Raw genomic sequence first — 26,441 nt, forward strand, 5'->3', positions numbered from 1 at the left:
GTTCCTGGCGTGGCACTAGCGCGCAAGGATGCGCGCGTGCCGGCGGTTTGAGAAGCGTGACGCGGACAGGCTCAGCGCTTGCCGAACAGATGCTTGCGTTCGGCGTCGCTGAGCGGCTTGCCGGCGTCCGGATTGACCTGCTGCTTCAGCGCGTAGGCGCGCTGCGTGGCCGGGCGTGCGCCGATCGCATCGTGCCAGCGCTTGAGGTGCGGGAACGCGGCGTAGTCGGGGGTGAGCCCGTTGTACACCTCGATCCACGGATAGCTGGCCATGTCGGCGATGCCGTACTCGGCGCCGGCCAGGTACTCGCTGTGCGCCAGGCGCTTGTCGAGCACGCCGTGCAGGCGCCGCACCTCGGCGTTGTAGCGGTCGATCGCGTAGCCGATCTTCTCCGGCGCATAGACATTGAAGTGGCCCATCTGCCCGCTCATCGGGCCGAGCCCGGCCATCTGCCAGAACAGCCACTCCAGCGCGACGATGCGCCCGCGCGGATCGGCCGGCAGGAAGCGTCCGGTCTTCTCGGCCAGGTACAGCAGGATCGCGCCGGATTCGAACACGCTCTGCGGCGCGCCGCCGTCGGCCGGCGCATGGTCCACGATCGCCGGCATCTTGTTGTTCGGCGAGATCGCCAGGAACTCCGGCGCGAACTGCTCGCCGGCGCCGATGTTGACCGGCTTGATGGTGTAGTCCAGGCCGGCTTCCTCGAGCAACAACGTGACCTTGTGGCCGTTGGGCGTGGGCCAGTAGTACAGATCGATCATGGCGGCGGTCCGGAAACGGGGGCGTCCAGTGTAGCCGCGCCGTGCGCTTGGCAGCATCACGGCGGGCCAGTACCCTGCGCCTTCCTGCAACGCAGCATTCGATACCACGCCATGAGCCCTCCGCGCCCGACGCCCCGCCTGAATCCGCTGTCCAGCCTGATCTTCGCCTCGCGCTGGTTGCAGCTGCCGCTGTACCTGGGATTGATCGTGGCCCAGGGCGTCTACGTGTTCCTGTTCGGCAAGGAACTGTGGCACCTGATCCACGAGGCGCCGAGCCTGGGCGAGCAGCAGATCATGCTGATCGTGCTCGGCCTGATCGATGTGGTGATGATCTCCAACCTGCTGGTGATGGTGATCGTCGGCGGCTACGAGACCTTCGTCTCGCGGCTGGGCCTGGAAGGCCATCCGGACCAGCCGGAGTGGCTGAGCCACGTCAATGCCAGCGTGCTGAAGGTGAAACTGGCGCTGTCGATCATCGGCATCTCCTCGATCCACCTGCTCAAGACCTTCATCGCGGTCGGCGCGCTGGGCGGCATGCCGCTGTGCTCGCCGGACCAATTGGCCAGCGCCGCAGCCACGGTGGACCTGAAGAGCTGTGCGACGCTGACCCAGACCGGCGTGCTGTGGCAGACCATCATCCACGGCATCTTCATCCTGTCGGCGATCGGCATCGCCTGGACCGACCGGCTGATGTCCGCGCCGCCGAAACCGGCGCACTGACCTCGCGTGCACGGGCTCACGCTTTTCCGGCCGCCGCCACGCGGCCGTCAAGCACGCGGCCGGAGCGGATGCTAGATTGGCAGGTGGGGTGCGCTGGCAGGGACGGGGGAGCCGGACCGGCTGCGCGGGAGAACCACCGCTGCGTATTCATGGCCATCACCGGGGATTAGGGGGAAGCATGTTGCAGGTAACGACATTCGCGAAGGCGCGCCGCATGGCGCCGGTACTGCTGCTGGCCGCGCTGGCCGCCTGTTCCAAGCAGGAGGACGCCGCCCCGGCCGCTGCGCCGGCGGCCAAGCCCACGGCAACCGCGCCGGCCGCGCCGCCGGTCTCGGCCAAGGTGCAGTCGATGGGCACCGAGCAGCTGCACGAATCGGCCAGCCAGGCGCTGCGCGAGAACCGCATGTATGCGCCGGCCGGCAACAACGCGGTCGAGTACTACCTGGCGTTGCGCGACAAGCAGCCGGACGACGCCGGGGTGAAAAGCGCGCTGACCGACCTGATGCCGTACACGCTGATCGCCGCCGAGCAGAGCATCAACCGCGAGGACTTCCCGGAAGCGCAGCGGCTGGTCGCGCTGATCGAGAAGATCGACAGCCAGGCGCCGGCATTGCCGCGGCTGAAGCTGGGCGTGAGCAACGGCATGCAGTCTGCGGCGCAGCGTAGCCAGGAAGAGACCGACAAGGTCAAGAAGGAGGCCGAACAGAAGGCCAAGCTGTTGGCCGAGCAGCAAAAGCAGGCGCAGCAGCAGGCCAGCGAGGCGCAGGCCGCGCAGCAGATCGCCGCGCAACAGGAAGCCGCGCGCCGCGAGAGCGCGCGCCAGGAAGCCGAGCGCCAGGCCGCCGCCGCGCGCAGCGCGCCGACCCCGGCTCCGGCAGCCGCACAGCCTGCGGCCACGCCACCGCCGACGGCCGCCACCGCCAGCACCCAATCGCTACGCGCGATCAGCACCCCGGCGCCGCGCTACCCGCCCGAAGCGCTGCGTTCGGGCACCGCCGGCGAAGTGCTGGTGGAGATCACCGTCGGCACCGACGGTTCGGTCACCAGCGCCCGCGTGCTGCGCGCCACCCCGGCACGGGTGTTCGACCGCGAAGCGCTGAACGCGACCAAGCGCTGGCGCTTCGAGCCGGTCAGCGCGCCGGTCACGACGCGGCGCACGTTGGCGTTCAATCCCGGCGGCTAAGAAAAAAGCCCGGCTCTGCCGGGCTTTTTTTGGGATTGGGGAGTCGGGATTGGGGATTCGTAAGAGCGAAGGGCGTTCCTGCAGCGATGCATTTGCGCTGCTTTTACGAATCTCCAATCCCGACTCCCCAATCCCGGCTTCACCCCGATATCGCCAACCGCTCCTGCCGGTAGCGGCGTACCGCGGCCAGCCACAGCACCGCGGCCAGGCCGAAGCCGGCAGCCAGGTACACCGCCCAGATCTGCAGGTCGATCGGTTCGCGGCGGATGATCTTCAGCAGCATCTGGTTCTGCGCCAGGAACGGCACCGCGAACTGCCACAGCGTGGTCTTCAGCGGATACACCATCAGTGCGTAACCGGGCAGCATCGGCAGCAGCATCAGCCAGGTCATGTGGCTCTGCGCTTCCTTCATGCTCTTGGCCGCGGCGGCCAGCAGGGTCAGCAGCGAGGTGCCGATGAACAGCATCGGCAACAGCACGAACAGCATCTGCAGCATCGCCACGAAGCTGACGTTGAGCTGGCGGCCGATGCCGCTGGCGACCTGCGCGCTGAGCTTGAACGCGAGCAGGGTCAGCAGCAGCGAGGCCAGCCCGACCACGCACGCGGCGGCGATCTTGCCGCTGACGATGGCGCCGCGCGATGCCGGCGTGGCCAGCAGCGGCTCCAGCGATTGCCGCTCGCGTTCGCCGGCGGTGGCGTCGAGGATCAGATAGGCGCCACCGATGAACGAGGTGATGCTCAGCAGCACCGGCAGCAGCATCGCCAGCAGCACGCCGCGCTTGGCCTCGGCCGTGGCCAGGTCCTGGACGGCCATGTCCAGCGGCCGCGCCACCTGCGCATCGACGCCGCGCGCCAACAGCCGCAGCGCGCCGACCTGCTGGCTGTACATGCTCAGCGCCGTCTGCACGCGCGTGGTCGGGATGTCGGCATCGCGGCGGGTGCTGTCCTTGATGATCTCCACCAGCGCCGGCCGCCCCTCGCGCCAGGCGTTGGCGTAGTCCTCGTCGATCTTCAGCGCCAGGTCCACGTCCTGGCTGCGAATCGCCGCGGTCAGGTCCTTGGGCGGGGCGACCGCGTTCAGGCCTTGCGCGGCGAGGAACGCGACCAGGTTCGGCGCGCGCTCGCGGCCGATCACCGGGATGTTCAGCGGCTTGTCGATCTGGGTCCTGACCCGGCTCTCGGCCAGCGCGCCCATGCCCAGGATCAGCGCCGGATACAGCAGCGGGCCCAGCAGCAGGGCCAGCGCCAGGGTCCGGCGGTCGCGCCCGAGGTCGCGCAATTCCTTGCGCATCACGGTGAAAACGGTTCGAAACAGGCTCATGCGTGCAGTCCCTCGTCGCTGCCGATCGCCTTGACGAAGGCGTCTTCCAGATTGTCTTCGCCGGTCAGGGCGCGCAGCTCGTCGGCCGTGCCGGCGGCCACCACCGTGCCCTTGGCGACGATGACGATGCGATCGCACAGCGCCGCCACCTCCTGCATGATGTGGCTGGAGAAGATCACGCAACGCCCTTCCTCGCGCAGCCCGCGCAGGAAGCCGCGCATCGCGCGGGTAGTCATCACGTCCAGGCCGTTGGTGGGTTCGTCGAGGATCACGTTGCGCGGATCGTGGACCAGCGCGCGCGCGATCGCGGTCTTGGTGCGCTGGCCCTGGCTGAAGCCCTCGGTCTGGCGGTCGAGGATGTCGTCCATGTCCAGCGCCGCCGACAGCAGCCGCGTGCGCTCGGCGATGCGCGCCGCCGACAGCCCGTGCAGTTCGCCGAAGTAGGCGATGTTCTCGCGCGCGGTCAGGCGCTTGTACACGCCGCGCGCGTCGGGCAGCACGCCCAGCGCGCGGCGCACCGCCAGCGGATCGGCGCCGACGTCGATGCCGTCCACGCGCACCTGGCCCTGGTCGGGCGCCATCAGTGTGTACAGCATGCGCAAGGTGGTGGTCTTGCCGGCGCCGTTGGGACCGAGCAGGCCGGTGATCTGGCCGTCGGCGGCTTCGAAGCTGACCCCTTGCACCGCCTGCACGACGCCGGCCTTGGTCTTGAACGCCTTGTGCAGATTGTCGGCGACGATCATGCGCACTCTCCCCTGCGAAACGCTGCGCGGCTCATGGTTCCCATCCGTTGAATGAAGTGAAGGCCGGCACGCCGCTCATCGCGTCCAGGCAGGTGGCGTCGAGCTGCTTGGCATCGGCGTTCTCGAAGAACTGGCTCAGCAGCTTGGGCATGCAGCCCAGGGTCATGGTGCCGTGGCCCTGGCCGCGCACCACCAGGTGGCGGCCGTTGGGCAGGCCCTGCAACACGCGCGCGGCATAGCGCGGCGGGGTCACCGGATCCAGCTCGCCGGAGGTCAGCAGCACCGGCAGTTCGGATTTGAACGGCGCGGTGAAACCGGCCGGGCGCGTCCCGGTCGGCCATGCCGGACAGGCGGCGAAGAACATCTGCGCCACCTCCGGGCCGAGCAGGGTTTCGCCGCCGGCGGCGGGCGGGTGGTAACGGTCGGCATCCTCGGCGCAGATCACCGACCACTGCATGCCGCGGTTCATCTGCCCGTCCAGTTGCTTGCCCATCATCTTCGCCAGCGACATCAGCGGCGCATAGCGCTCGTGCGCGGCCTCGTCCAGCACAAGCGGCAACAGCGACGCGGTCTGCGGCGCGTACGAGAACGAGAACGCCAGGCTGGTGACGGTGTCGGCGGTCACCCGGTCGTGCTTGCTCTCGCCGCTGGCCGGGTCGCGATAGTCCACGTCCGCCGGCGCCTGCCGCAGCCGCTCCACCACCGTGCGCAGCTGCGCGCGGGTGTCGGTGGGAAAGCGTTTGGCGCAGGCCGGGGTGGCCCTGCACTGCTCCGATTGCAGCTTGATCGCATCCTCGAAGGTGGTGGCGAATTCGCCGCCGACCACCAGGTCGTTCGGCGCCACGCCGTCGATCACCACGCTGCGGGTGTGCGCCGCATAGCGCGCCGCGTACTGCTGGGCGACGCGGGTGCCGTAGGAGCCGCCGATCAGGTTGAGCTTGTCCGTGCCGAGCGCGGCGCGCACCGCATCCAGGTCGGCGATGGCCTGGGTGGTGGTGTAGTAGCGCGGATCGGCGCGGCCCTGCAGCGACTGCGCGCAACGCCGCGCGTAGTCGAGCAGTTCACTGGCGGTGGGCGCGCGCGCCGGATCGGCCAGCTGCATTTCCTTGCCGTCCGCGCCCAGGCAGGTCAGCGGATTGGACTGGCCGGTGCCGCGCTGGTCGATCAGGAACACGTCGCGGCGCTTGCGGGTTTCGCGCAAGGCCATGTCGACGATGCTGGCGACCTCGGTCGCCGCCTGGCCCGGGCCGCCGGCGAGGAAGAACACCGGATCCGGATCGCTGCCGCCCTGGCCGGTGACCGGCAACCAGGCGATGTTGAGCTCGATCTTGCGTCCCCCAGGCACCGCCGGATTCTCCGGCACCGGCATGCGCGTGCATTGCGCCTCGACGTTGTTGGACGCGACCGGACTGGTCAACGTGCAGGGATGGAAGCGCAGCGTGCCGTAGCTGCGCCCCGCATTCTGCGGGGCCGGTCCGTGTCCGCCTTGGCAGGCGGCGAGCAGCAAGGTCGCCGCGACGACGGCGAGCGGTCTGCATGGGTGTCGCATGGTTCGCATCCTTGAGTTCATGGCTTGCAGGATGCCATGCCGGAGCATGGCGTCGTAGGTGACCGATGGCAGGTCGGAAGGGCTACTCGGAATCGTCGAACAGGAACACCTGCTCGATACTGTGCGCGAACAGCCGCGCGATACGGAACGCCAGCGGCAGGCTCGGATCGTACTTGCCGGTTTCCAGCGCGTTGATGGTCTGCCGCGACACGCCCAGCCGCTCGCCCAGCTCGCCCTGCGACCAGCCGCGGGCCTCGCGCAGTTCGCGGATGCGGCTGTTCATTGGTAGCGGCGCGCATTCACGCCCTTGGCGATGCCGTAGGTCGCGCACAGCAGCGGGAACACCCACAGCATCGCCGCCGCTGCCGGCACCGCGATCGTGCCCGCCGCCTGCAGGAAACCGGCGGTCATGTAGCCGCCGGCGACCAGCCCGGCGGCGATGGCGATGGACTCCAGCTCGATGCGCCGCTGCATCTCGTCGGAGTCGCGCACGAAGCGCGCCACCGCACGGATCACCAGCGCCACCAGCAGCGCCGGCAGCAGCGCGATCAGCACCCGTGCCCAGTCCGCCTCCACGCTGCCGAGCAGGCGTCTCCAGCACAGCATCACGCCGACGTAGAGCAACATCGGCAACCCGAACTCGCGGTAGTAGCGGCGCGCCAGCGCCGGCGGCGCGCTGTCGCGCAGGCTGCCCGGCGACCACCACAGCATCAGCGCCAGGAAGATGCCGCCGATGCACAGCCCGAACCACAGCCCGCGAAAATAGTCGTCGCCGCGCAAAAGCCGCAGCCACGGCGTGACCGCGAGCAGCGCGACGCTCACGCCCAGCACCACGATCGCGCTGCGCTTGCAGCGGTTCACGGCCGCGCCCCGACCGCAGCGCCGACCGTCTCCGGCCGGCACCAATCGAATGCCATCACGACGTTTCGCATACATCCCCCTGTCAAGCACGCTTTACAGGAGGATGCGCGCGCCGGTCGCGGCTGTCAAGCGTCCTTTACAGCCGCTGGCGACAGGCGATGCCGTCTCGCAATCCGTCAGAGTCGCAGCGCCGGCGTCGCCCGCGATTGCCGCACGCGCGACTCCCGCAACGCGTACCTCGGCATCGCGCCGGCAGCTGCATCGTGGCCAGGCACCGAGGCGTTTTCAGACAGTCGCGCAGGACCTCTCTGCGATCGCACTGCGCATCCGTCTCCTTGCGACATCGGCAGCTCCGTCGCGCTGCGATCGCACACAGGCCGCACCCTTGCGCGCGCTCTGCCGTCGCCGCACAAAGGGCGCCGGCCAGCAGGCCGACGCCCTCCGAGCCTCGCGGGACCGTCGGTCAGATGACCTGCCCGCCCGACACCTCGATCCGCTGCGCGTTGACCCAGCGGTTGTCCGGGCCGAGCAGGCTGGCGACCATCGGGCCGATGTCGTCGGGCACACCCACCCGCCCCAGGGCGGTCATGTCGGCGAACTGCCTGTTCAGATCGGGCAGGTCGCGCACCGCGCCGCCCAGGAAGTCGGTTTCGATCGCGCCCGGGGCCACGGTGTTCACCGCGATGCCGCGGCCACCGAATTCCTTGGCCATGTAGACCGACAGGATCTCGACGGCGCCCTTGGCGGCCGCGTAGGCAGAGAAGCCCGGCATCGACACGCGGGTCAGGCCGGAGGAAAAGTTCACGATGCGGCCGCCATCGGCGATCAGTGGCAGCAGCGCCTGGGTCAGGAAGTACACGCCCTTGACGTGGGTCGCGAACAGCGCGTCGAACTGGGCTTCGGTCGTCTCTGCGAGCATGGCCATCTCACCATGGCCGGCATTGTTGAGCAGGTGGTCGAAGTCGCTCCGGGACCAGGTGCCGGACAGGGCGCTGCGCACTGCGTCGGCGAAAGCGCCGAAGGACGCCACGTCGCTCACGTCCAGCGGCAAGGCCACCGCCTTGCGGCCCATCGCTTCGATTTCGGCAACGACGGCCTTGGCCTGGTCGGCGCCGTTGCGGTAGGTCAGCAGGACATCGCCGCCACGGCGGGCGATGCTGATGGCGGTATTGCGGCCGAGGCCGCGGTTGGCACCGGTGATGAGGGTGATCGACGTCATGGGAATCTCCAGCGGGGTGGATGTTGCGGGGTGGAGAGACGATCGGACGGAACGCCCTCGCGCAGTTTCCCGATCCCGTCCATTTCTTGCCTATTCGTCCCGAATTCGCACCAACGAGCCTCAGGAACCCCTCATTTCCACGCAAAAACTGAGCGCACCCCTGCCTTTTCTTCCGGATTTCTTGCCCAATCATCCAACTCGATTGTGCCCGCTGCGGCCACGCGCTAGGGTCTGCTTATGCCTGCGAATCTGTTGGAAACCGCGCGTCGCTACGCCGATGCGAACGTCGACGAGGCCGGGGTCGCGCGCACGCCCCTGCCCGGGCTTGCGATCCTGCGCGAGACCCGGCCGACGCCATTGCACTACGCCATCTGCAGGCCGCTGGTGGCGCTGGTGCTGCAGGGCAGGAAGCAGGTCACGATGGGCAGCAGCAGCTACGACTTCGGTGCCGGCGAGTCCCTGCTGGTCACCGCGGAAGTGCCCACGGTCAGCCAGATCACCCGTGCCTCGCTCGCCGCGCCCTACTACGCCTGCGTGGTGGAGCTGGATCCGGCCACGATCGCATCGCTGGTGGCCGAGATGGGAACGACCCCTTTTGCGATGGGGTCGCCGGTACGCGTCGATCCGACCGAGGCGGAAGTCGCCGACACCGCGGACAGGCTCATCCGCCTGCTGGACCGCCCCGCGTCGGTCCCCGTGCTGGGCCCGCAGTTGCTGCGCGAACTGCACTACTGGCTGCTGTCGGGGCGGCACGGCGGCGCGATGCGCGCGCTGGGCGTCACCGACAGCCATGCCAGGCGGGTGGGCCGCGCAGTGGCCAGGATCCGCTCGGACTTCGCCAGGCCGTTGCGCATGGAGCAGCTGGCGGACGCGGCGGGAATGAGCCTGTCGACGTTCCATGTGCACTTCCGCGCGATCACCTCGCTGACCCCGCTGCAGTTCCAGAAGCAGCTGCGCCTGATCGAGGCCAGGCGTCTGTTGTTGGCGGAAGGCGCGACGATCGGCCGGGCGGCCTCGGCGGTGGGGTACGAAAGCGTTCCACAGTTCACGCGCGAATACGGCCGCATGTTCGGCATGCCGCCGGGCAAGGACATCAAGGACACCCGGCAACGCCTGACCTCGGCCGCGTAGCCGAAGCGCGGGCCCCGTGCCGAGCAAACACTGCAGCGCCCGGAGCGATGTCCGGCGCGGGCAGGAAGCGAGCCACCAGGCGCCGGCGCATGGCGAGCGACGGCGCGCAGGCGCTACTTGCTGCTGACGTACTTCTCGCGACGGATGTGCTGCACCGGCAGACCCGCCTCTTTCAGCGCATCGAAGCAGGCGTCGACCATGTTCGGATTGCCGCACAGATAGGCGATATCGCCGTCGGCCTGCGGCGCGAACTCGCCGAGGAACTGCTGCACGTAGCCGTGGCGCACGTCCGCATGCGGCGCGTCGGGCAGTTCGCGCGAGAAACACGGCACGAAGCGGAAGCGCGGATGCGCGTCGGCGAAGGCGCGGAACTCGTCGCCGTACAGCAGCTCGGCCGGCGTGCGCGCGCCCAGCAGCAGTACCACCTCCGCGCCGCGCTCGGCCATCGCCGCTTCCAGCAGCGGCAACATCGAGCGGTACGGGGTGACGCCGGTACCGGTGGCGATCAGCAGGTAGCGGCGGTTGCTGTCGCCCTGGTTCAGGCAGAAGCGGCCGTACGGACCGCTGGCGCAGACCTGCCCGCCGATCTCCAGGCCTTCGAACAAGGCCGTGGCCGCGCCGCCGGCGACGAAGCTGACCGCAATCTCGACCGTCGCATCGGCCGGCTGCGACGGATCGTGGCGGGTGGCCAGCGAATAGCTGCGCTTGGTGGCGGTGCCGTCGGCGTAGTGGAAGTGCACCTGCACGAACTGGCCGGGCACGAACGGCAGCGGCTGGCCGTCGTCGCGGACGAAGCGGTAGTGGCCGACGGCCGGGGCCAGCATGTGGCGGTCGACCAGTTTCAACGGGAATTGGGCAGGCACGCGGATGCAACAGTCTATGGCCGGGGCCGAGCCCACGAGGTCTTCTATAATAGCGGCTGCATTTCTTCAGCGCCGTCAACAGGGCGCGAAAGGGTCCGCCTTGAATATCGCCTCCCCGCTCCCCTCCCCGGTGCCCGCGCTGCGCGTGCGCGAGCTGCGCAAGACCTACGACAACGGCGTGCAGGCGCTGCACGGCGTGTCGCTGGACGTGCTGCCCGGCGATTTCTTCGCCCTGCTCGGCCCCAACGGCGCCGGCAAGTCCACCCTGATCGGCATCATCAGCTCGCTGGTCAACCTCAGCGCCGGCCAGGTCGAGGTGTTCGGCACCGACCTGACCGCCCAGCGCAGCGCGGCGATGCGCCTGCTCGGCCTGGTTCCGCAGGAGATCAACTTCAACCTGTTCGAGAAGCCCTTCGACATCCTGGTCAACTACGCCGGGTTCTACGGCATGCCGCGCGCGCAGGCCGAGCACCAGGCCGAAGTGGAGCTCAAGCGCGCGCACCTGTGGGACAAGGCGCAGGTGATGAGCCGCACCCTGTCCGGCGGCATGAAGCGGCGGCTGATGATCGCCCGCGCGATGATGACCCAGCCGCGCCTGCTGATCCTGGACGAACCCACCGCCGGCGTGGACATCGAGATCCGCCGCGACATGTGGCGCGTGCTACGCGAGATCAACGCCGCCGGCACCACCATCATCCTGACCACGCACTACCTGGAGGAAGCGGAGAGCCTGTGCCGCAACCTGGCGATCATCGACCGCGGCCGCATCGTCGAACAGGGCCCGATGCGCGAACTGCTGGCCAAGCTCGACGTGGAAGGCTTCCTGCTCGACATCGACGGCGAACTGCCGGCGCAGCTGCCGGCGATCGAGGGCACCACCCTGCTCGCGCAGGACGCGCATACGCTGGACCTGGACATGCCGCGGGCGATGGACCTCAACCGCGTGTTCGCCGCGCTCGGCAGCGCCGGCATCCGCGTGCGCTCGATGCGCACCAAGAGCAACCGCCTGGAGGAGCTGTTCGTGCGCCTCACCGGGGACAACCGGGACGGCGCAAGCGGCCCGGCCTCGGCGCCAGACTCGCCGAAGCAGCCGCCCGCCGCCGCCTGACCCCTCTTTCGCTGGACGCCAATGAACACCACCGCCAAACCGCAATCCCTCCTCCCCGAGACCACGCCGGCCCAGCGCAACTGGGTCGCGCTGGGCACCGTGGTGCGCCGCGAGGTCAAGCGCATCCTGCGCATCTGGGGCCAGACCCTGGTGCCGCCGGCGATCACCATGACCCTGTACTTCCTGATCTTCGGCGGGCTGATCGGCTCGCGCGTGGGCGACATGGGCGGCTACAGCTACATGCAGTTCATCGTCCCCGGCCTGGTGATGATGAGCGTGATCCAGAACAGCTACGGCAACATCAGCTCCAGTTTCTTCGGCGCCAAGTTCGGCCGCCACGTCGAGGAACTGCTGGTCAGCCCGATGCCGAACTGGGTGATCCTGTGGGGCTACGTGGCCGGCGCGGTGCTGCGCGGACTGATGGTCGGCGTGCTGGTGCTGATCATCGCCATGTTCTTCACCCCGGTGCGCATCCCGCACCCGCTGGTGACGCTGACCACGGTGCTGCTGGGCGCGACGATCTTCTCGCTGGCCGGCTTCATCAACGCCGTCTACGCGAAGAAGTTCGACGACGTCGCCATCGTGCCGACCTTCATCCTGACCCCGCTGACCTACCTGGGCGGCGTGTTCTATTCGGTGAAGCTGCTGCCCGGCTGGGCCGAGGCCGCCACCCATGCCAACCCGATCTTCTACATGGTCAACGCCTTCCGCTACGGCCTGCTCGGCAGCAGCGACGTGCCGGTGTGGGTGGCCTACGCGCTGATGCTGGGCTTCGTCGCGGTGCTCAGCGCGCTGGCGTTGTGGCTGCTGCGGCGTGGGGTGGGGTTGCGCAGCTAGTTGAATGCCGCCCTGGCGCGTGGTGCGGCCAGGGTTGGGGCTTGCGCACGGCATTGCTATCCTCGGCGCACAGGGGTTTTACCGGCCCGCTCGCAACGGGCCGCACGAGGAGCAAGGAATGAACCGATACATGGCAGTCATCGCGGCAGCATTGCTGGCGTGTACCAGCGGAGGGGTTCACGCTCAGGACGATGGCATCGTCAACTTCGGCAAGATCGTTGGTGGCAATGCCGCCAACGGCAAGGCCTGCGGCGCCACGCAGGCGCAGGTCGACGCCTACAAGGCCAAGCAGCAGAAGACGATGCAGGGCCTCTATGCACAGTTGCCGAACTTCTCCGGCGACTTCGACAAAGGCTACAAGCAAGGGCTGCAGAGCATGCAGAAGGTGCATGCCGACGGCACCTACAAGCCCGATGCCGAGCTGTGCAAGAAACTGCTGAGCGACATGCGCTGAGCGCACTCCGTCCCCGCCCCAGAGAATTCCGATGACCGCGATTATCCTCACGGCGCGCCGCGCCGTTCTCAGCGCTTGCCTGGTGCTCATCGCCGCCGCTGGCGGTTGCAAACGTTCCGAACCGCAGCCGGCGGCGCACGCCGATGCCGAGGCGCAGCCCGCATCGGGCGCAGCGGCGCCGCCCGCGCCGGCGGCGGCAGAAACGGCCAAACGCTTCGACGCCGCCACCTTGCCCGTGTCCGATGCCCCGCTAGGAAGCTTCCCGTATCTCGGCCTCCCCGACGGCTATGTCACCAAGGACGCGCCGGTCCGCAACGACTTCGACCGCGCGCCGTTCTGGACCGGCGACCGGGTCGAGTGGGTGGAAGGCAAGATCTATGCGGCCGCGATCGGCACCGCCGAGGGCAAGCCCTATTCGCCGCTGGAACTGTCGCGCAACATCCAGAGCATGGTGGAATCGCTGGGCGGCCAGCGCATCGCCAGCGGCCAGCTGCCGGCCGACGCGAGCAAGGCGATCGGCGGCAGCAACGCGGCGGTGACCTACGTCGGCGGCATCGGCGACATCTACAATGAGCCGGCGGACACCTACGTCATCCACCGTGCGGATCGGGACATCTGGATCCATGTGTGCAGCGGCGGCGGCGGCGGTGGGCTGCTGATCGCCGAGACCAAGCCGTTCCAGGCCACCGCCAAGGTGCTGCCGGCCGATGCGCTGCAGCAGCAGCTGGCATCTGCGGGAAAGGTCGCCATCCAGGTCAATTTCGCCTCCGATGCGGCGCAGATCCTGCCCGACTCCAAACCGCAGCTGGACCAGGTACTGCAGTTGCTCAAGGCCGACCCGGCACTGCGCCTGGCCGTCAACGGCCATACCGACAACAGCGGCGACGCCGCGCACAACAAATCGCTGTCCGAGTCCCGCGCCAGCGCGGTCGTGGCCTACCTGACCGGCGCCGGGATCGCCGCCGATCGCCTGCGCGCGGCCGGTTTCGGCCAGGAACAGCCGATCGCGCCGAACACCACGGAAGAGGGCAAGGCGCGCAATCGCCGGGTGGAGTTGGTGCGCGTGTAGCGCGACCGGCATGGGCGGTGCGCATCCACCACTCACCCGAACGCGCCGATGGATCCGGAACGGCCACGGAAGGGGCGGCCTGAATAGGCATCCATCATATTGAATTCGCCGGAGTTGCCGCCGACCGGTGCGCGCGGCTCCCGGCGGCCTGGCAGAAATAATCGGAGTGGACCTTCGCTCCACTGCCGCCGGCACCTGGGCGCCGCCCACGGGTCGCCTTTCGCAACGCGCGCGATGACCCGAACCGCCCACGCCCAGGATCTCCTGGCGCGATCGGGTCGCCCCATCTGATCGGCATCGCCCGACCCTCGTCGAAGGCGTGCGAACCAAGCACCTGCCGCGTGCGTCACCCGATTCGTCAGCCATTTGACGCGCCTCGCTCACGCCAGGCGCGTATCGACCGAATAGTCCCGAATTCAGAATAGAGTGAATCGTTTAGTGAAACGCTGCGCCTGAAGTTTGACTCAATTATGGGATGTTCATTCCTTTTTGCGCCAAAACCTTAACGCAAGCTTTCTTGTAACGGCAATATCTTGACGATAAAGTGCATACGTCCGCGATACATTTGCCAATGCATGTCAAGCGTGGGCCAAGGATTAGTTTCATATCTGTGAGTGTTTTCACTTATGCAACCCACACGCCTACACGCAACCGCGCGGACGTAAGTGTGCTGCCGGTGCAGTGGGCGCCAGAGCCAAGGAGAGGAATCAAATGAAGAACCAGCGCAGGCACATCCGTTTCGGCCGCAAGCAGCTCGGCCAGGGCATGACCGAATACATCATCATCACCGCCCTGATCGCGATCGCGGCCATCGCCGCCGTCACCTTCTTCGGCGGCACCGTGCGCAGCCAGGTCGCGGGCATGTCCAAGGAACTGTCGGGACAGAGCGCCACGCAGTCGATCAACCGGGCCAAGAACCAGTCCAACAGCGCCCAGACCGAGGCCGACAAGACCAAGGGCATGGACGCGTACAACAACAAGTAATCGCACTTGTTGGGGTAAGGGCCATGGGTACCCGGGCGGCAGATGCTGCCCGGGTACGTTCCAATTAACTTCCGACGTGCCGATGACGACGCTGTAGGGAGTGCATTCGGCAAAGGAATTGCAGATGCGTACAGCGTTCGCAATCGCTAAATCGCGCGTGCCACCCCGTTTCGACGGCAAGCGCGGCATGGCCGGGCAAGCCATGGTGCTTGGCCTGGTGCTGATCCTGGTGCTGTGCGTCGGCGCGATCGTGCTGTTCGACAGCGGCCAGGCGGTCAACAAGAAAGTCGAACTCACCAACGCCGCCGATGCCGCCGCCTATAGCGTCGCGGTGCAGCAGGCGCGCGCGCTCAATTTCGCCGCATACATGAATCGCGGCCGCGTCGCCAACGAAGTGGCGATCGCGCAGGCAATCAGCCTGTATTCGTGGATGAACCAGTTGCATGGGACCACGATCATCATTCGCACCACGATGGATGTGTTGTCGGCCATTCCCTATGTCGGGCCGATATTCAAAGCCATTGGTGTCGCATTCAAAGCTGCGGAAAAGATATTGAAAGCCGCACGCAAGGCCTACAACCCGGTCGCGCAAGCCATGGTGACCGCGCTCGACGAACTCAACGGCATCTTCGCGACGGCGGCCACGGCCGTGATCGAAGGGGTGTCGCGCGTGGACGGAATGCTGGTCGCGAAAGAGGTCGTGGAACGAAACTCGAAGAACGCCAAGATAGGCGCTGTCGGGCTGGGCGTGCTCGGCGAGCAGTTGCTGACCTCGGAAAGCAAGTTTCTCGATACCCACCGCATCCCACGCGCCACCGGTGGCGGCAGCGCGGCGCAGCGCGCCGGCGCGGACCGCTTCCGCAACGTGGTGATGCAGTCGCGCGACGGCTTCAGCAAGGATCGCGGCGACCGCTTCGGGCTCGGGCTGATCCGCTTCGAAAGCACCGGCGGCACCGACATGGTCGACTACAACCGCTGGGCGGCGCTGGATACGATGGCGCTCGACATCAATCTGCCTTGGCCGCTGCCGGACATCGACATTCCGCTCGGCTGGGGCGGCGCGCAGGCAGTGGACCGCTACAAGAACCAGCGCTTCCTGCGCGGCTTCGGCAACGGTCAGGGCTGGTATTCGGACTGGGATCGGCGCCGCTATCGTCCCTATGGCGACAGCCTGCGCAGGAACGGCTTCGTCACGCGCATGGTCGATGGCGACGCCAACGTGGCGATGGACGGCGGCCAGCACAAGAAGGCGTTCTTCACCGGCTACAACGGCCTGCGCGATTACCACGACGTCAAGAAGAACAAGGCGATGCGGCCGTACGCCAGTAGCGGCAGCGAGATCTTCGACGACAACGCCGGGCCGGTGTTCACCGTCTATGCCGAGACCGACATGCGCAATGCGCGCACCAGCTCCACGATCGACGGCATCGGTGGACCGGCCGGCTCGTCGATGGCCACCGAAGACAAGGCACAGAACAACAAGCTGTCGGCGCTGTCCTCGGCGCAGGTCTATTTCAACCGGCCGCCGAACTATGCGCTGTTCCGCCGCGGCGACAACAAGGTGGAATCCGGCAACCTGTTCAGCCCGTACTGGCAGGCGCGCCTGGTGGATACGCCCAACAGCATCAAGGTGCTGGTCGCGGGAGTGGGCGGAATATGAGCCGTGCCGCGACACCTTTCCGCCATGCCTTGCTACCCGCGGCGCTGGTGCTGCTGTGCGGCTGCAGCGCGACCGCCGAAGGCACCGGCGGCGCGGAAGACACCCGCGACTCGATGCCGCCGATCCACGTCAGGCAGACCGTGGAGCTGACCCGCAACGGCGTCAACGAGGCGCGCGAGAACTACCTCGGCGCGATCCGCGATTGCCAGGCAGGCGGCCTGCAGAGCCGTCCGCTGCGCGACGAGGACGTCGCCCTGCTCGGTACCACCCGCTACGAGCTGTGGCTCGACCGCGACACCGAAGTGGTGCGCCAGACTACCTGGGAAGTGGCCAACGACGGCCCGGGCGGTACCTGCATGTTCCGGCTGCAGACCACCGGCAACCAGGAAACCACCACGTCCTCGCGCTACCAGCAGGTCGACCTGGCGACCGGCGAGCAGACCGACGACGCGGCGCCGGACGATGCGCTGGCACGCATGCCCGCGGAGAAGAGCGACACGGTCGCGCTGTCCGGCTTCAGCGGGCCGACCCAGCGCAGCGTCGCCGGACAGCCCTGCAACGAGTGGGTCAAGCCGTCGGGCCTGCGCCAGTGCGTGTGGTCTGGCGGCACCAAGTGGGGGTTCACCCCGGAACCCTTGAACGAATATCGCCCCAACCGCGGCTTCATCGTGCTCGAGCAGACGCCCGGCCACGATCCTGATTACACAGTCACCACCCAGGTCATCAGCGTCGGCAAACCGTTCGATCGGGCCGCGCTAGAAGCCCCGCGCGCGCGCGGGAAGCTCAATTAGGAGGAACGCGAGCATGCGCCAGCGTCGACAACCGCGGCTGCGCGGACGCCAGGACGGCCAGAGCCTCACCGAGGCGGCGGTGCTGTGCGCCGTGCTGGTACCGCTGTTCCTGCTGATTCCGATCATGGGCAAGTACATCCACCTGCGCCAGGCCACGCAGCAGGCGGCGCGCGCCGCTGCGTGGGAAGCGACCGTGGCGAAGGACTACACGCTGCCGGCCAGCGCTCGCATGCGCGACCTGACCGTGGATCGCCATTTCGGCAAGGCCGACGCGCAGATCGTCAGCCGTGCCAGCACCGGCAATGCGCGCGACCGGGTCGACAACCCGCTGCTCAACACGTTCTCCAACCAGGCTCTGGTCGAGCGTGGCGACATCCGCGTCGATGCCTACAAGAACGAGCGTTCCTCCGGCATTCTCGACCGCATCGGCAATCTGATCAGCAAGATCCCAGGCAATTTCCCGCCCAACGACAAGGGCTTGGTCACAGCCAGTCTCAGCGTCAGCGTGCAGGACCTGAAACTGGCCAACGGCGGCTCGGCGGCGTTCCTGGAGCCCTTCGACCAACTCGGCCTGCGCATGCAGGGCAGCAATACCCTGCTGACCGATCCGTGGAACGCGGCCGGCCCGGGTACTGCCAAAAATCCGACCAGGCGCTCGGTCATCGGCCAGGTGCGGACCCTGGTCCCCACCTCGCACCTGAGCGAGGCCGGCAAGATGTTCGACGGCCTGAGCATCATTCCCATCGTCGGCACCATCAGTCGGTTCGATCCGGGCTACGTCGCGCCAGACGTGGTCCCCGTGGACAAGCTGGAACCGTATGCCAGGCCGCGCTGACCGCCTCCTCCTGTGCCTGGCGCTGGCCGCGTTGGTGCCGGCGCTCGCGCATGCCGCCGACTGGCCCGAGGTGCCCGAGCCCGAGGGCGCCAAGGGCGAGTGGGTGTCCAAGCACATGATCTACAACGGCCTGCACATGCGCTCCTCGCGCTACACCGCCAACCAGTCGCCGCAACAGTTGGTGGCGTTCTACGGGAAGCAGTGGCCGGGCCAGGTGGTGGTCAACGAGGTCGGCAACAAGACCATTGTCGGCCATGCCGAGGGCGAGCACTACGTCACCATCGAGATCACCGGTGCCGGCGCCGGCAGCGAGGCCCAGGTCGGCATCGTGCGCCTGCTCAAGGAGAAACCGCGCAAGGCGCCCGGCGCGGATTTCCTGAAGCCGTCGGGCACCACGGTCGTCAACGATATCGAGTACCTGGACAACCCCGGACGCACGCTGGCGCTGGAAAGCCCGCTGTCGCCCTATCAGGGCGAGGCGTTCTATCGCAATCGGCTGCCGGCCGAAGGCTGGAGCCAGCAGTCCTCGGCCACCACCTGCTCGATGATTTCCAACAGTTGCGTGAGCAGCTACAGCAAGGGCAAGCAGCAGATGACCCTCACTTTCAACCGCCGCGAGAAGGGAACTTCCATCGTGGTCAACCAGCTCCAGCAATGAGGATCAACGCCTTGAGCCCTGTTTCCCTGTCGTCCATCCGGCATCAACGCGGTGCCGCGCTGATCGAGTACAGCATCGTCACGCTGCTGGCGGTCACCGTGCTGGTGGCCCAGCCCAATATCGTCCTGGAACTGGTCGAATCGCTGCGCAAGGCCTATTCCAGCTTCACCTACGCGCTGTCGCTGGGGTGGCTATGAAAGCGGCCGGATTCAAGCCCAACCGCAACCTGCTGTTCATCATGGTCGCGCTGGGACTGGGCGCGCTGGCCGCCTTCGTCGCCGTGCGCTACGTGCAGGGCGCCGTCGCCGCGCGCACCGCCAAGGTTGGCGAGACGGTGACGGTGGCGGTGCCCAAGTCCGACATGGAACCGGGTACGGTGGTCACCACATCGGATCTGGCGGTGCGCGAGGTCCCGGCCGACCTGCAGCCGGCGGATGCGGTGACTCCGGAAAACGTTGACCAGTTCAGCGGGCGCGTCCTGCGCGCGCCGGTGCGCCAGGGCGCGCCGCTGGGCGCCAGCGCCCTGGTTCCGCTGTACGACCAGTTCTCACGGGTGATCAAGCCGGGCAACGTCGGCTACACCTTGCCGGTGGACGAGACCAATTCGATCTCGGGGATGATCGCCCCCGGCGACCATGTCGACATCCTGCTCACCGTGGAGCAGGAAAACGCGGGGTCGCGGGTCATCCCGTTGCTGGAGAACATCAACGTGCTGGCCACCGGCAACCGCGTCGGCGACACGCCGGTACAGGAAGACCAGCAAGGCTTCTCCAACATCACCCTGGAACTGAACCCGCAGCAAGCCGAACGCCTGACCGTGGCGGCCAAGGCTGGGGCGATGCGGGTCATGTTGCGCCAGGTCGAAGACCGCAATCCGTTCGGCCTCAACGGCCTGACCCAAAAGGAACTGCTCGGCACCGCCAAGGCGGGCGGCGGCGGCAGTGGCGTCGAATTCATCATCGGAGGCAAGGGCTGACGCATGCGCAGGACTACATGGAGTGTTTCGTTCCTTCCCATGCTCGCAGCCGCGACCATGACCATCGGCGGCAACGCACAGGCGCAGACCCAGCAGCAGACCGGATTGGTGCCTGTGCCGGTCACCGTCGCGCCCGAATCCAGGCCCCCGGCGCCACCCACCACCGGCAACCAGGCGCCGGTGCCGATGGGCGGCGGCGGCTTTCCCGCGCCGGTGCCGGATCCGGCCTATCGCCGCGCCGCGGGCTCGGCCGTGGTCACGCCGTTGCCCGAACGCGCGCGCATCTATGCCGGTCAGGCCGCCGTGCACAGCTTGCCGCAGGCGCTCAAGCGCGTGGCGGTCGGTAACGGCGAGCTGGTCCAGGTGACCAACATCGGCAAGCGCGAACTGGTCATCATCGGCCAGAAGCCGGGTGCCACCAGCGTGCACCTGTGGCTGCAGGACGGGCGCCAGATCGATGTGCCGGTGGAGGTGATGGAAGGCAACGCGCCGGCGACGGTGGAGACGGTGCGCACGCTGCTCGCCGACGTCCCCAACCTGGGCGTGCATGCGGTGGCCGACCGCGTGGTGATCACCGGCCAGGACATTAATCCCGGCGTGGCCAAGCGCATCGAGGCGCTGCAGAAGCTGTATCCGACCCTGCTCGACTTCACCTCCGCCGACCCGGTCGGCATGCGCCCGATGGTGCTGATGGACGTGAAGATCATGGAGTTCGACAGCAACGCGCTGGAAGAGTTGGGCATCCAGTGGGACAACGTGATCCAGGGGCCGGTCGGCGGGCTGCTGAAGGACTTCACCACCAACGACTACTACCGGATCAATCCGCAGGGCAGCCCCGCGGCCGGCGTCGTCCTGCCCAATCGCGTGCCCGGCACCCAGGCCTTCTTCGGCATCGCCACCCAGATTGGCTCGGCGATCAACCTGCTGATGAACAAGGGCAAGGCGTTCCTGCTGGCGTCGCCGCAACTGAGCGCGCGCAGCGGCGGCCAGGCCAAGTTCCTGGTCGGCGGCGAAGTGCCGATCCCGATCCCGCAGGGCTTCGGCCAGGTCACCGTCGACTTCAAGGAATACGGCATCAAGCTCGACATCGAGCCGCTGGTCAACGGCAACCAGGAAATCTCCACGCGCCTGCTGGCCGAGGTGAGCCGCATCGATCCGACCGTCAGCGTGCAAGGCGTGCCCGGCTTCACCACGCGCCGCACCGAGTCCGAATTGAACGTGCGCGCCGGCGAGACCATCGTGATCTCCGGGCTGATCGATTCCAGCGCGCAGCAGGACGCGAAGAAATTCCCGTTGCTGGGCGAGATTCCGATCCTGGGCAAGCTGTTCCGCTCCGATGGCTTCCGCGGCAACCGCACCGAACTGGTGATGTTCGTGACCCCGCGCATCATCACCCCCGATTCGCAGGAAAACCTTGATGGCCTGGAGCACGGGCGGCGCATCCAGGAACGCGGCCAGGAAGCGATGCCCAAGCGCAGCAAGGAATACGTGCAGTAGTTCTTCCCCCCCTCGCTCTCCGTAGACAGAACCATGTTCAACATCCTCATCGATACGCCGAACCGCGACCAACGCCATGTCCGCTGCCTGCACCGCGAATGCGGCATCGGCCGCGGCGACGGCAATCTAGTGGTGCTGCAGGGCTGGAGCATCGCCCAGCAGCATGCGGCGCTGAAGCGCGAGGACGACGGCATCTTCATCGAGGCCTTCGGCGGGCGCGCGTCGGTGCTGGTCAACGGCGAGAAGGTGTCAGGCAGCCGCGGGCCGCTGAGCAGCCGCGATCTGGTGCAGATCGGCGACTATCGCCTGCAGGTGGTCGGCGACGAGCCGGAAGCCTCGGCGCCGCGCCACGATCCGGCCACGTTCAATGCGCCGGCCGCCGCACCCGCGGCGGCGCTCGCCGATCCGGCGACGGCCGCGGCCAACCAGCCGATGGCCGACGTGCAGGAACAGCGGCAACTGGCGCGTCCGCAGGACCTGCCGCCGGACATCGCGGTCTATCGCGCCAAGGTACACGCCTCGCTGGTCAAGCAGATGGACCTGCGACGCCTGGACGTACGCAGCATGGGCGACGATGCCTTGCGCGCCGCCACCATCGCGCTGATCGACGACGTGCTGGAACGCGAGTTCGCCGACCTGCCCAAGACCATCAACCGCCGCCGCCTGGCCAAGGAAGTGCTGGACGAAGCGATCGGTCTGGGGCCGCTGGAAGACCTGATCGAGGACAACACGGTGACCGAGATCATGGTCAACGCCTACGACCAGATCTTCATCGAGCGCGCCGGACGGATCGAGCAGTCGCCGGTGTGCTTCACCAGCGACCGCGCGGTGCTGTCGGCGATCGAACGCATCGTCACCCCGCTCGGGCGGCGCATCGACGAGAGCTCGCCGATGGTCGATGCGCGCCTGAAGGACGGCTCGCGCGTCAACGCGATCATTCCGCCGATCGCGCTGCGCGGCCCCAGCATCAGCATCCGCAAGTTCTCCAAGCGCAAGCTGGAGGGCAAGGACCTGATCGACTTCGGCTCGCTCAACGCGCCGATGCTGGAATTCCTGATCATGGCGGTGCGCGAGCGGCGCAACATCGTGGTCACCGGCGGCACCGGCTCGGGCAAGACCACGCTGCTCAATATCCTGTCCAACTTCATCCCCGACACCGACCGCATCGTCACCATCGAGGATGCGGCCGAACTGAAACTGGTGCAGCCGAACCTGGTCGCGCTGGAGGCACGTCCGCCGAACATGGAAGGCAAGGGCCACATCTCGATCCGCGACCTGGTCCGCAACGCGTTGCGCATGCGTCCGGACCGCATCGTGGTCGGCGAGTGCCGCGGCGGCGAAGCGCTGGACATGCTGCAGGCGATGAACACCGGCCACGAAGGCTCGCTGACCACCGCGCATGCCAACAATCCGCGCGAGGCGCTGTCGCGCCTGGAAGTGATGGTGATGATGGCCGGCATGGAACTGCCGATGACCGTAGTACGCGAACAGATCTCCTCGGCGGTGGACCTGATCGTGCACCAGAAGCGCTTCCCCTGCGGCTCGCGCAAGGTCAGCCATATCACCGAAATCACCGGCGTGGAAAGCGGCACCATCCAGCTGCAGGACGTGTTCCTGTTCAAGGCCAGATCCAGCGCCGGCCGCGACGGCAAGGTTACCGGCGACTTCATTGCCACCGGCGCGGTGCCGGAGTTCTACGAGGAGTTGGCCGAACGCGGCGTGCCGGTGGACCTGTCGATCTTCCGCAACGGCGGCCAGGGCAATGGATAACATCTGGCTGGTCGCCCTGCTCGCGTTCAGCTGCGTCACCGTCTCCGGGCTGCTGCTGGTACGGGCCAGCGCGAACTTCATGCAGCGCTACCACGAGCGCTTCGTAGATACGGCGCGGCTGAACCTGGCCGACATGTTCCTGTTCGTCGATCCGCAGATGCTGTTCGTGGCCAATGGCGTGGTGCTGGCACTGATCCCGCTGCTGCTATGGCTGATCAGCGGCAACCTGCTGCTGCCGGTGGTCGCGGTGATCGTGCTGGCGGTGGCGCCGCGCAAGATCTACCTGTGGCTGAAGCAGCGGCGGCTGGACCAGATCCAGCAACAGCTGCCCGATAGCCTGCTGATGATGTCCGGCAGCCTGCGCGCCGGCGTCGGCTTCAATCCGGCGCTGGAAGCGCTAGCCCATGACGGGCAACCGCCGCTGGCGCAGGAACTGGCGCTGATCCTGCGCGAGCAGCACATGGGCGTGCGCACAGACGAGGCGCTGGACAACTTCGCCAAGCGCGTTCCGATCGCCGACGTGAAGCTGTTCGTCGCCGCGGTCGGCATCTCGCGCGAGGTCGGCGGCAACCTGGCGGAGAGCCTGTCGACCCTGGCCGAGACCCTGCGCCGCAAGCTGATCATGGAAGGCAAGGTCAAGGCGCTGACCGCGCAGGGCAAGCTGCAGGGCATCGTGATGGCGATGCTGCCGGCCGGCCTGGTCGGCTTCCTGGTGCTGTTCTACCCGGAAACGATGAACCCGATGTTCCACACCATGCTCGGCTGGTGCGTCATCGCGCTGATGTGCGTGCTCGAGTACCTGGGTTACCGCATGTGCCGCAAGATCATGACGATCGACATATGAACTGGATGCTCGCCCTGGTCGCGCTGCTGGCGCTGGCCGCCGTTGGCCTGGTGATGTTCGCGCTGCGCGGGCTGCTGCAGGCGGTGCCGCAGGATGATCGCAACTACCAGGATCCGCTGCCGTCGGCATTGCGCCTGCTCTGGCCGCTGGTCACCGCCGCCACGCACCTGGTCGGCCCGCGGCTCAAGTCCGCGCAGCTGGAACGCGCGCATCGCAGCCTGCAGTCGGCCGGGCAGGACTTCGTGCTGACGCCGGAGGAACTGTACGGCACGCGCATCGTCGCCGCCTGCGCGGTCAGCGTGGTGTTCGCCGTCATCGTGATGCTGCTGGGCAAGTTCAGCATGGGCGCGCTGTCGATGTGCCTGCTGTTCGGCATCCCGCTGGGCTGGATGTATCCGACGCTGTGGCTGGGCGAACGGCGCAAGCAGCGCAGCAAGCACGTCGTGCGCGACCTGCCGACGTTCCTGGACTTCATCACCATGGCGGTCGAGGCCGGCCTGAACATCACCGGGGCGATCGAACAGTCGGTGCAGAAAGGCCCGCCCGGACCGTTGTCGCAGGAGTTCTCGCGGATGCTGCGCGACCTGCGCGCCGGGCTGCCGCGCGCCGAGGCGCTGCGACGCATGGCCGACCGCATGGACATCTCGCAGATCTCCAACTTCACCAGCGCGCTGATCCAGGCCGACCGGGTCGGCGCCAGTCTCAGCGAAACGCTGCGCTCGCAGGCCATGCAGCGCCGCGAGGAACGTTTCCTGCGCGCCGAGAAACTGGCCTTGGAGGCCCCGGTGAAGATGATGCTGCCGCTGGTGCTGTTCTTCTTCCCGCTGATCTTCGTGGTGCTGGCCTATTTCATCTATCTGCAGATGAAGCAGCAGGGGATCCTGTGAGGTGCGGCACGCTGCGCCGCGAGGGCGAGGTGCTGCTGCACAGCGTGTGGCGCGCCGACACCTGGTGGCTGCGCCTGCGCGGCCTGCTCGGGCGCGCGCCGCTGCAATCCGGCCAGGGGCTGTTGATCGAGCCCTGCAACAGCGTGCACACCTTCGCCATGGGCTACGCGCTGGACCTGCTGTTCCTGGACCGCGACGGCCATGTGCTGGAGTGGCGCGAGCGGGTCAGGCCCTGGCGCGGCGCCGCCTGCCTGCGCGCCCACGCCACGCTGGAACTGGCGGCAGGCAGCCTGCAGGCGCTGCAACCGACGCGCGGCGAGCGCCTGGCCTGGTGGCCGGCCGAAGCTTCCGCCGCATCCCGACCGACCGCTTTTGCGGGAGAACACCCATGAACGCATTGCGTCACGTGCCGCGCCGGCAACGCGGCCAGTCCCTGGTCGAGTTCTGCGTGGTGGTCCCCACCTTCCTGTTCCTGGTGCTGGTGATCTTCCAGTTCATCCTGATCTATCGCGCCAAGACCGTGCTGGACTACGCCACGTTCCAGGCGGCACGCGCCGGCGCGGTAAGCGGGGTGAAGCGCGGCGACATGCAGGACGCGCTCGCCGGCGGCCTGACCCCGCTGTTCGTGCAGTCGCCGGACACCGCAAACGCGCTGCTCACCAAACAGAAGATCAAGCTGACCGAGGTGCTGATCTTCTCGAAGATCGAAGTGATCTCGCCGACGCGCGCGGCCTTCAACGAATTCCGCGAACGCCAGTACGACGGCCGCTACGCGCTTCCCAACGACAGCCTTGCATTCCGCAACGCCAATATCGGCGGCAGCCAGGTCAACGTGCAGGACGCCAACATCCTGAAAATCAAGGTCACCTACAACATGCCGCTGATCGTGCCGTTCGTCGACCGCGTCATCGTCGGTCTGTCGGATCTGGTCAGCGGCGGCGAAAGCTATCGGCCGGTTTCGATGTTGATCGAGGAGCCGATCAGTGGCCACCGCCGCATGCCGATCGAGTCCTACGCGGTGGTGCGCATGCAGTCGCCCATCTACGACAGCGGCAATCTTGCGCGCTGAACGGCTGGCCGCGGCGTTGCTGGCGGGCGTGCTGGGCCTCGTCAGTGCCCCGTCGCGGTCCCAATCGACGGACGCGGCAGCAGAAGGACCACCGCCGCCGCAGGCCAGGCTGCAGGGACGCGCGTATGGCTTCGGTCCGCTGGGTCCGAAGCAGGCCGGCGACTCGGTCCAGGTGCAGGTGCGCCTGCGTGGCGAAGCGATCCGCATCGACTTCGTCGGCGAGCACGCGCCCGATGCCTATCTGGTCGCCCCCGGCACCCGGGGCCGCGCCTGGCTGATCAGCCGCTCAGGCGACTACCGGCTTCCGGTCGCCGACGCCAGCGGGCCTTACTGGTACGACCCCAAGAATCCCTGCGCACGGATCGGCGGGCGTTGCGCGCCGGCGCCCGGCGAGTTCATCGCCGGCCGCCTCGCCGCGGGCTGGCGCTATCAATCGGCCACGCAGGGGCCCGACGGGACCACCACCGGCACGCTGTGGCTAGACGGCAACGGCCTGTTGCTCGGCTACCGCGGCCGCATCGGGAACCGACGCGACGAACGCAGCCTGCGTGTGGACACGGTCAGCTACGAACCCGTGCCCGCCGACGCCTTCGAGCCGCCGGAAGGCTTGCGCACGCCGGGCACGGCCGCACCCCGGCGCTGAAGCCAGCC

General features: G+C 67.6%; 29 protein-coding genes. 21 read left to right on the plus strand and 8 right to left on the minus strand.

Translation table 11 applies throughout. The features are described from left to right. Positions 1 to 71: 71 nt before the first annotated feature. The gene (locus tag HDC36_RS22235) at positions 72 to 761 is read right to left on the minus strand and encodes a glutathione binding-like protein (RefSeq protein ID WP_179571038.1); all 690 of its coding nucleotides are present in this window, start codon (positions 759 to 761) and stop codon (positions 72 to 74) included. Positions 762 to 872: 111 nt separating this feature from the next. Here HDC36_RS22235 and HDC36_RS22240 point away from each other — a divergent pair, with 111 nt between their 5' ends. Continuing rightward, a complete protein-coding gene (locus tag HDC36_RS22240) occupies positions 873 to 1,481 on the plus strand; it encodes a TIGR00645 family protein (protein ID WP_179571039.1) in 609 nt (202 codons plus the stop codon). A 178-nt stretch (positions 1,482 to 1,659) separates the two neighbouring features. Next, positions 1,660 to 2,664 (plus strand): energy transducer TonB, encoded by a 1,005-nt coding sequence (locus HDC36_RS22245; RefSeq protein ID WP_179571040.1) that lies wholly within the window; start codon positions 1,660 to 1,662, stop codon positions 2,662 to 2,664. A gap of 139 nt (positions 2,665 to 2,803) precedes the next feature. Here HDC36_RS22245 and HDC36_RS22250 read toward each other — a convergent pair whose 3' ends face one another. From HDC36_RS22250 to HDC36_RS22275, 6 genes are all read right to left on the minus strand, one after another. Further along, complete coding sequence (locus tag HDC36_RS22250; RefSeq protein ID WP_179571041.1) at positions 2,804 to 3,985, minus strand: ABC transporter permease; 1,182 nt, start codon at positions 3,983 to 3,985, stop codon at positions 2,804 to 2,806. After that, on the minus strand, positions 3,982 to 4,728 hold the full coding sequence (locus tag HDC36_RS22255; RefSeq protein WP_179571042.1) for an ATP-binding cassette domain-containing protein: 747 nt from the start codon (positions 4,726 to 4,728) through the stop codon (positions 3,982 to 3,984). Before HDC36_RS22255 ends, HDC36_RS22250 begins: the two co-directional genes overlap by 4 nt. Before the next feature lie 31 nt (positions 4,729 to 4,759). Then, the gene (locus HDC36_RS22260; RefSeq protein ID WP_179571043.1) at positions 4,760 to 6,277 is read right to left on the minus strand and encodes an alpha/beta hydrolase; all 1,518 of its coding nucleotides are present in this window, start codon (positions 6,275 to 6,277) and stop codon (positions 4,760 to 4,762) included. Between the two features lie 82 nt (positions 6,278 to 6,359). Next, positions 6,360 to 6,560, minus strand: coding sequence for a helix-turn-helix transcriptional regulator (locus HDC36_RS22265; protein ID WP_003472309.1), 201 nt, complete (start codon positions 6,558 to 6,560; stop codon positions 6,360 to 6,362). Further along, positions 6,557 to 7,138, minus strand: coding sequence for a hypothetical protein (locus tag HDC36_RS22270; protein ID WP_179571044.1), 582 nt, complete (start codon positions 7,136 to 7,138; stop codon positions 6,557 to 6,559). The genes HDC36_RS22265 and HDC36_RS22270 overlap by 4 nt, the downstream gene beginning before the upstream one ends. A 463-nt stretch (positions 7,139 to 7,601) precedes the next feature. Further along, entirely contained in the window at positions 7,602 to 8,357 is a 756-nt protein-coding gene (locus tag HDC36_RS22275) for an SDR family oxidoreductase (RefSeq protein ID WP_179571045.1), read from the minus strand. A gap of 237 nt (positions 8,358 to 8,594) precedes the next feature. Between HDC36_RS22275 and HDC36_RS22280 the strand changes: the two genes are divergently transcribed. Continuing rightward, on the plus strand, positions 8,595 to 9,488 hold the full coding sequence (locus tag HDC36_RS22280; protein ID WP_179571046.1) for an AraC family transcriptional regulator: 894 nt from the start codon (positions 8,595 to 8,597) through the stop codon (positions 9,486 to 9,488). Between the two features lie 113 nt (positions 9,489 to 9,601). Here the strand turns inward: HDC36_RS22280 and HDC36_RS22285 are convergent, their stop codons facing one another. Beyond that, positions 9,602 to 10,312: an FAD-binding oxidoreductase gene (locus HDC36_RS22285; RefSeq protein WP_255432904.1), complete on the minus strand. Its 711-nt coding sequence runs from the start codon at positions 10,310 to 10,312 to the stop codon at positions 9,602 to 9,604. 145 nt (positions 10,313 to 10,457) lie between these two features. Between HDC36_RS22285 and HDC36_RS22290 the strand changes: the two genes are divergently transcribed. The 18 genes from HDC36_RS22290 to HDC36_RS22375 all read left to right on the plus strand — a co-directional run bounded on the left by HDC36_RS22290 (position 10,458) and on the right by HDC36_RS22375 (position 26,433). After that, on the plus strand, positions 10,458 to 11,459 hold the full coding sequence (locus tag HDC36_RS22290) for an ABC transporter ATP-binding protein (protein ID WP_179571213.1): 1,002 nt from the start codon (positions 10,458 to 10,460) through the stop codon (positions 11,457 to 11,459). Between the two features lie 21 nt (positions 11,460 to 11,480). Then, positions 11,481 to 12,296 (plus strand): ABC transporter permease, encoded by an 816-nt coding sequence (locus HDC36_RS22295; RefSeq protein WP_179571047.1) that lies wholly within the window; start codon positions 11,481 to 11,483, stop codon positions 12,294 to 12,296. A 4-nt stretch (positions 12,297 to 12,300) separates the two neighbouring features. Then, the gene (locus HDC36_RS22300; protein ID WP_179571048.1) at positions 12,301 to 12,750 is read left to right on the plus strand and encodes a hypothetical protein; all 450 of its coding nucleotides are present in this window, start codon (positions 12,301 to 12,303) and stop codon (positions 12,748 to 12,750) included. Between the two features lie 31 nt (positions 12,751 to 12,781). Then, positions 12,782 to 13,819, plus strand: a complete 1,038-nt coding sequence (locus HDC36_RS22305) for an OmpA family protein (protein ID WP_179571049.1) — start codon at positions 12,782 to 12,784, stop codon at positions 13,817 to 13,819. A 711-nt stretch (positions 13,820 to 14,530) separates the two neighbouring features. Next, positions 14,531 to 14,803: a pilus assembly protein gene (locus HDC36_RS22310; RefSeq protein ID WP_145706949.1), complete on the plus strand. Its 273-nt coding sequence runs from the start codon at positions 14,531 to 14,533 to the stop codon at positions 14,801 to 14,803. 157 nt (positions 14,804 to 14,960) lie between these two features. Then, positions 14,961 to 16,463 (plus strand): pilus assembly protein TadG-related protein, encoded by a 1,503-nt coding sequence (locus HDC36_RS22315; RefSeq protein WP_343204370.1) that lies wholly within the window; start codon positions 14,961 to 14,963, stop codon positions 16,461 to 16,463. Beyond that, the gene (locus HDC36_RS22320; protein ID WP_179571050.1) at positions 16,460 to 17,254 is read left to right on the plus strand and encodes a hypothetical protein; all 795 of its coding nucleotides are present in this window, start codon (positions 16,460 to 16,462) and stop codon (positions 17,252 to 17,254) included. The genes HDC36_RS22315 and HDC36_RS22320 overlap by 4 nt, the downstream gene beginning before the upstream one ends. Before the next feature lie 13 nt (positions 17,255 to 17,267). Then, positions 17,268 to 18,089, plus strand: coding sequence for a TadE/TadG family type IV pilus assembly protein (locus HDC36_RS22325; protein WP_179571051.1), 822 nt, complete (start codon positions 17,268 to 17,270; stop codon positions 18,087 to 18,089). Next, on the plus strand, positions 18,073 to 18,747 hold the full coding sequence (locus HDC36_RS22330; protein ID WP_179571052.1) for a hypothetical protein: 675 nt from the start codon (positions 18,073 to 18,075) through the stop codon (positions 18,745 to 18,747). The genes HDC36_RS22325 and HDC36_RS22330 overlap by 17 nt, the downstream gene beginning before the upstream one ends. An 11-nt stretch (positions 18,748 to 18,758) precedes the next feature. Further along, positions 18,759 to 18,944, plus strand: coding sequence for a hypothetical protein (locus HDC36_RS22335; RefSeq protein WP_255432869.1), 186 nt, complete (start codon positions 18,759 to 18,761; stop codon positions 18,942 to 18,944). Further along, complete coding sequence (gene cpaB / locus HDC36_RS22340) at positions 18,941 to 19,723, plus strand: Flp pilus assembly protein CpaB (protein WP_179571054.1); 783 nt, start codon at positions 18,941 to 18,943, stop codon at positions 19,721 to 19,723. Before HDC36_RS22335 ends, cpaB begins: the two co-directional genes overlap by 4 nt. 39 nt (positions 19,724 to 19,762) lie before the next feature. Next, positions 19,763 to 21,220 (plus strand): pilus assembly protein N-terminal domain-containing protein, encoded by a 1,458-nt coding sequence (locus tag HDC36_RS22345; RefSeq protein WP_255432870.1) that lies wholly within the window; start codon positions 19,763 to 19,765, stop codon positions 21,218 to 21,220. A 33-nt stretch (positions 21,221 to 21,253) separates the two neighbouring features. Next, positions 21,254 to 22,990, plus strand: a complete 1,737-nt coding sequence (locus HDC36_RS22350) for an ATPase, T2SS/T4P/T4SS family (RefSeq protein ID WP_179571056.1) — start codon at positions 21,254 to 21,256, stop codon at positions 22,988 to 22,990. After that, a complete protein-coding gene (locus HDC36_RS22355) occupies positions 22,983 to 23,834 on the plus strand; it encodes a type II secretion system F family protein (RefSeq protein WP_179571057.1) in 852 nt (283 codons plus the stop codon). The genes HDC36_RS22350 and HDC36_RS22355 overlap by 8 nt, the downstream gene beginning before the upstream one ends. Beyond that, a complete protein-coding gene (locus tag HDC36_RS22360; protein ID WP_179571058.1) occupies positions 23,831 to 24,721 on the plus strand; it encodes a type II secretion system F family protein in 891 nt (296 codons plus the stop codon). The genes HDC36_RS22355 and HDC36_RS22360 overlap by 4 nt, the downstream gene beginning before the upstream one ends. Next, positions 24,718 to 25,113 carry a DUF192 domain-containing protein gene (locus HDC36_RS22365; RefSeq protein WP_179571059.1) on the plus strand — a complete coding sequence of 132 codons (396 nt, stop codon included), beginning with the start codon at positions 24,718 to 24,720 and terminating at the stop codon, positions 25,111 to 25,113. The genes HDC36_RS22360 and HDC36_RS22365 overlap by 4 nt, the downstream gene beginning before the upstream one ends. Further along, the gene (locus HDC36_RS22370) at positions 25,110 to 25,790 is read left to right on the plus strand and encodes a TadE/TadG family type IV pilus assembly protein (protein WP_179571060.1); all 681 of its coding nucleotides are present in this window, start codon (positions 25,110 to 25,112) and stop codon (positions 25,788 to 25,790) included. Before HDC36_RS22365 ends, HDC36_RS22370 begins: the two co-directional genes overlap by 4 nt. Then, complete coding sequence (locus HDC36_RS22375) at positions 25,780 to 26,433, plus strand: hypothetical protein (RefSeq protein WP_255432871.1); 654 nt, start codon at positions 25,780 to 25,782, stop codon at positions 26,431 to 26,433. The genes HDC36_RS22370 and HDC36_RS22375 overlap by 11 nt, the downstream gene beginning before the upstream one ends. Positions 26,434 to 26,441 lie beyond the last annotated feature (8 nt).

Source organism: Xanthomonas sp. JAI131 (genome assembly GCF_013410075.1).
Taxonomy (GTDB): Bacteria; Pseudomonadota; Gammaproteobacteria; order Xanthomonadales; family Xanthomonadaceae; genus Xanthomonas_A; species Xanthomonas_A bonasiae.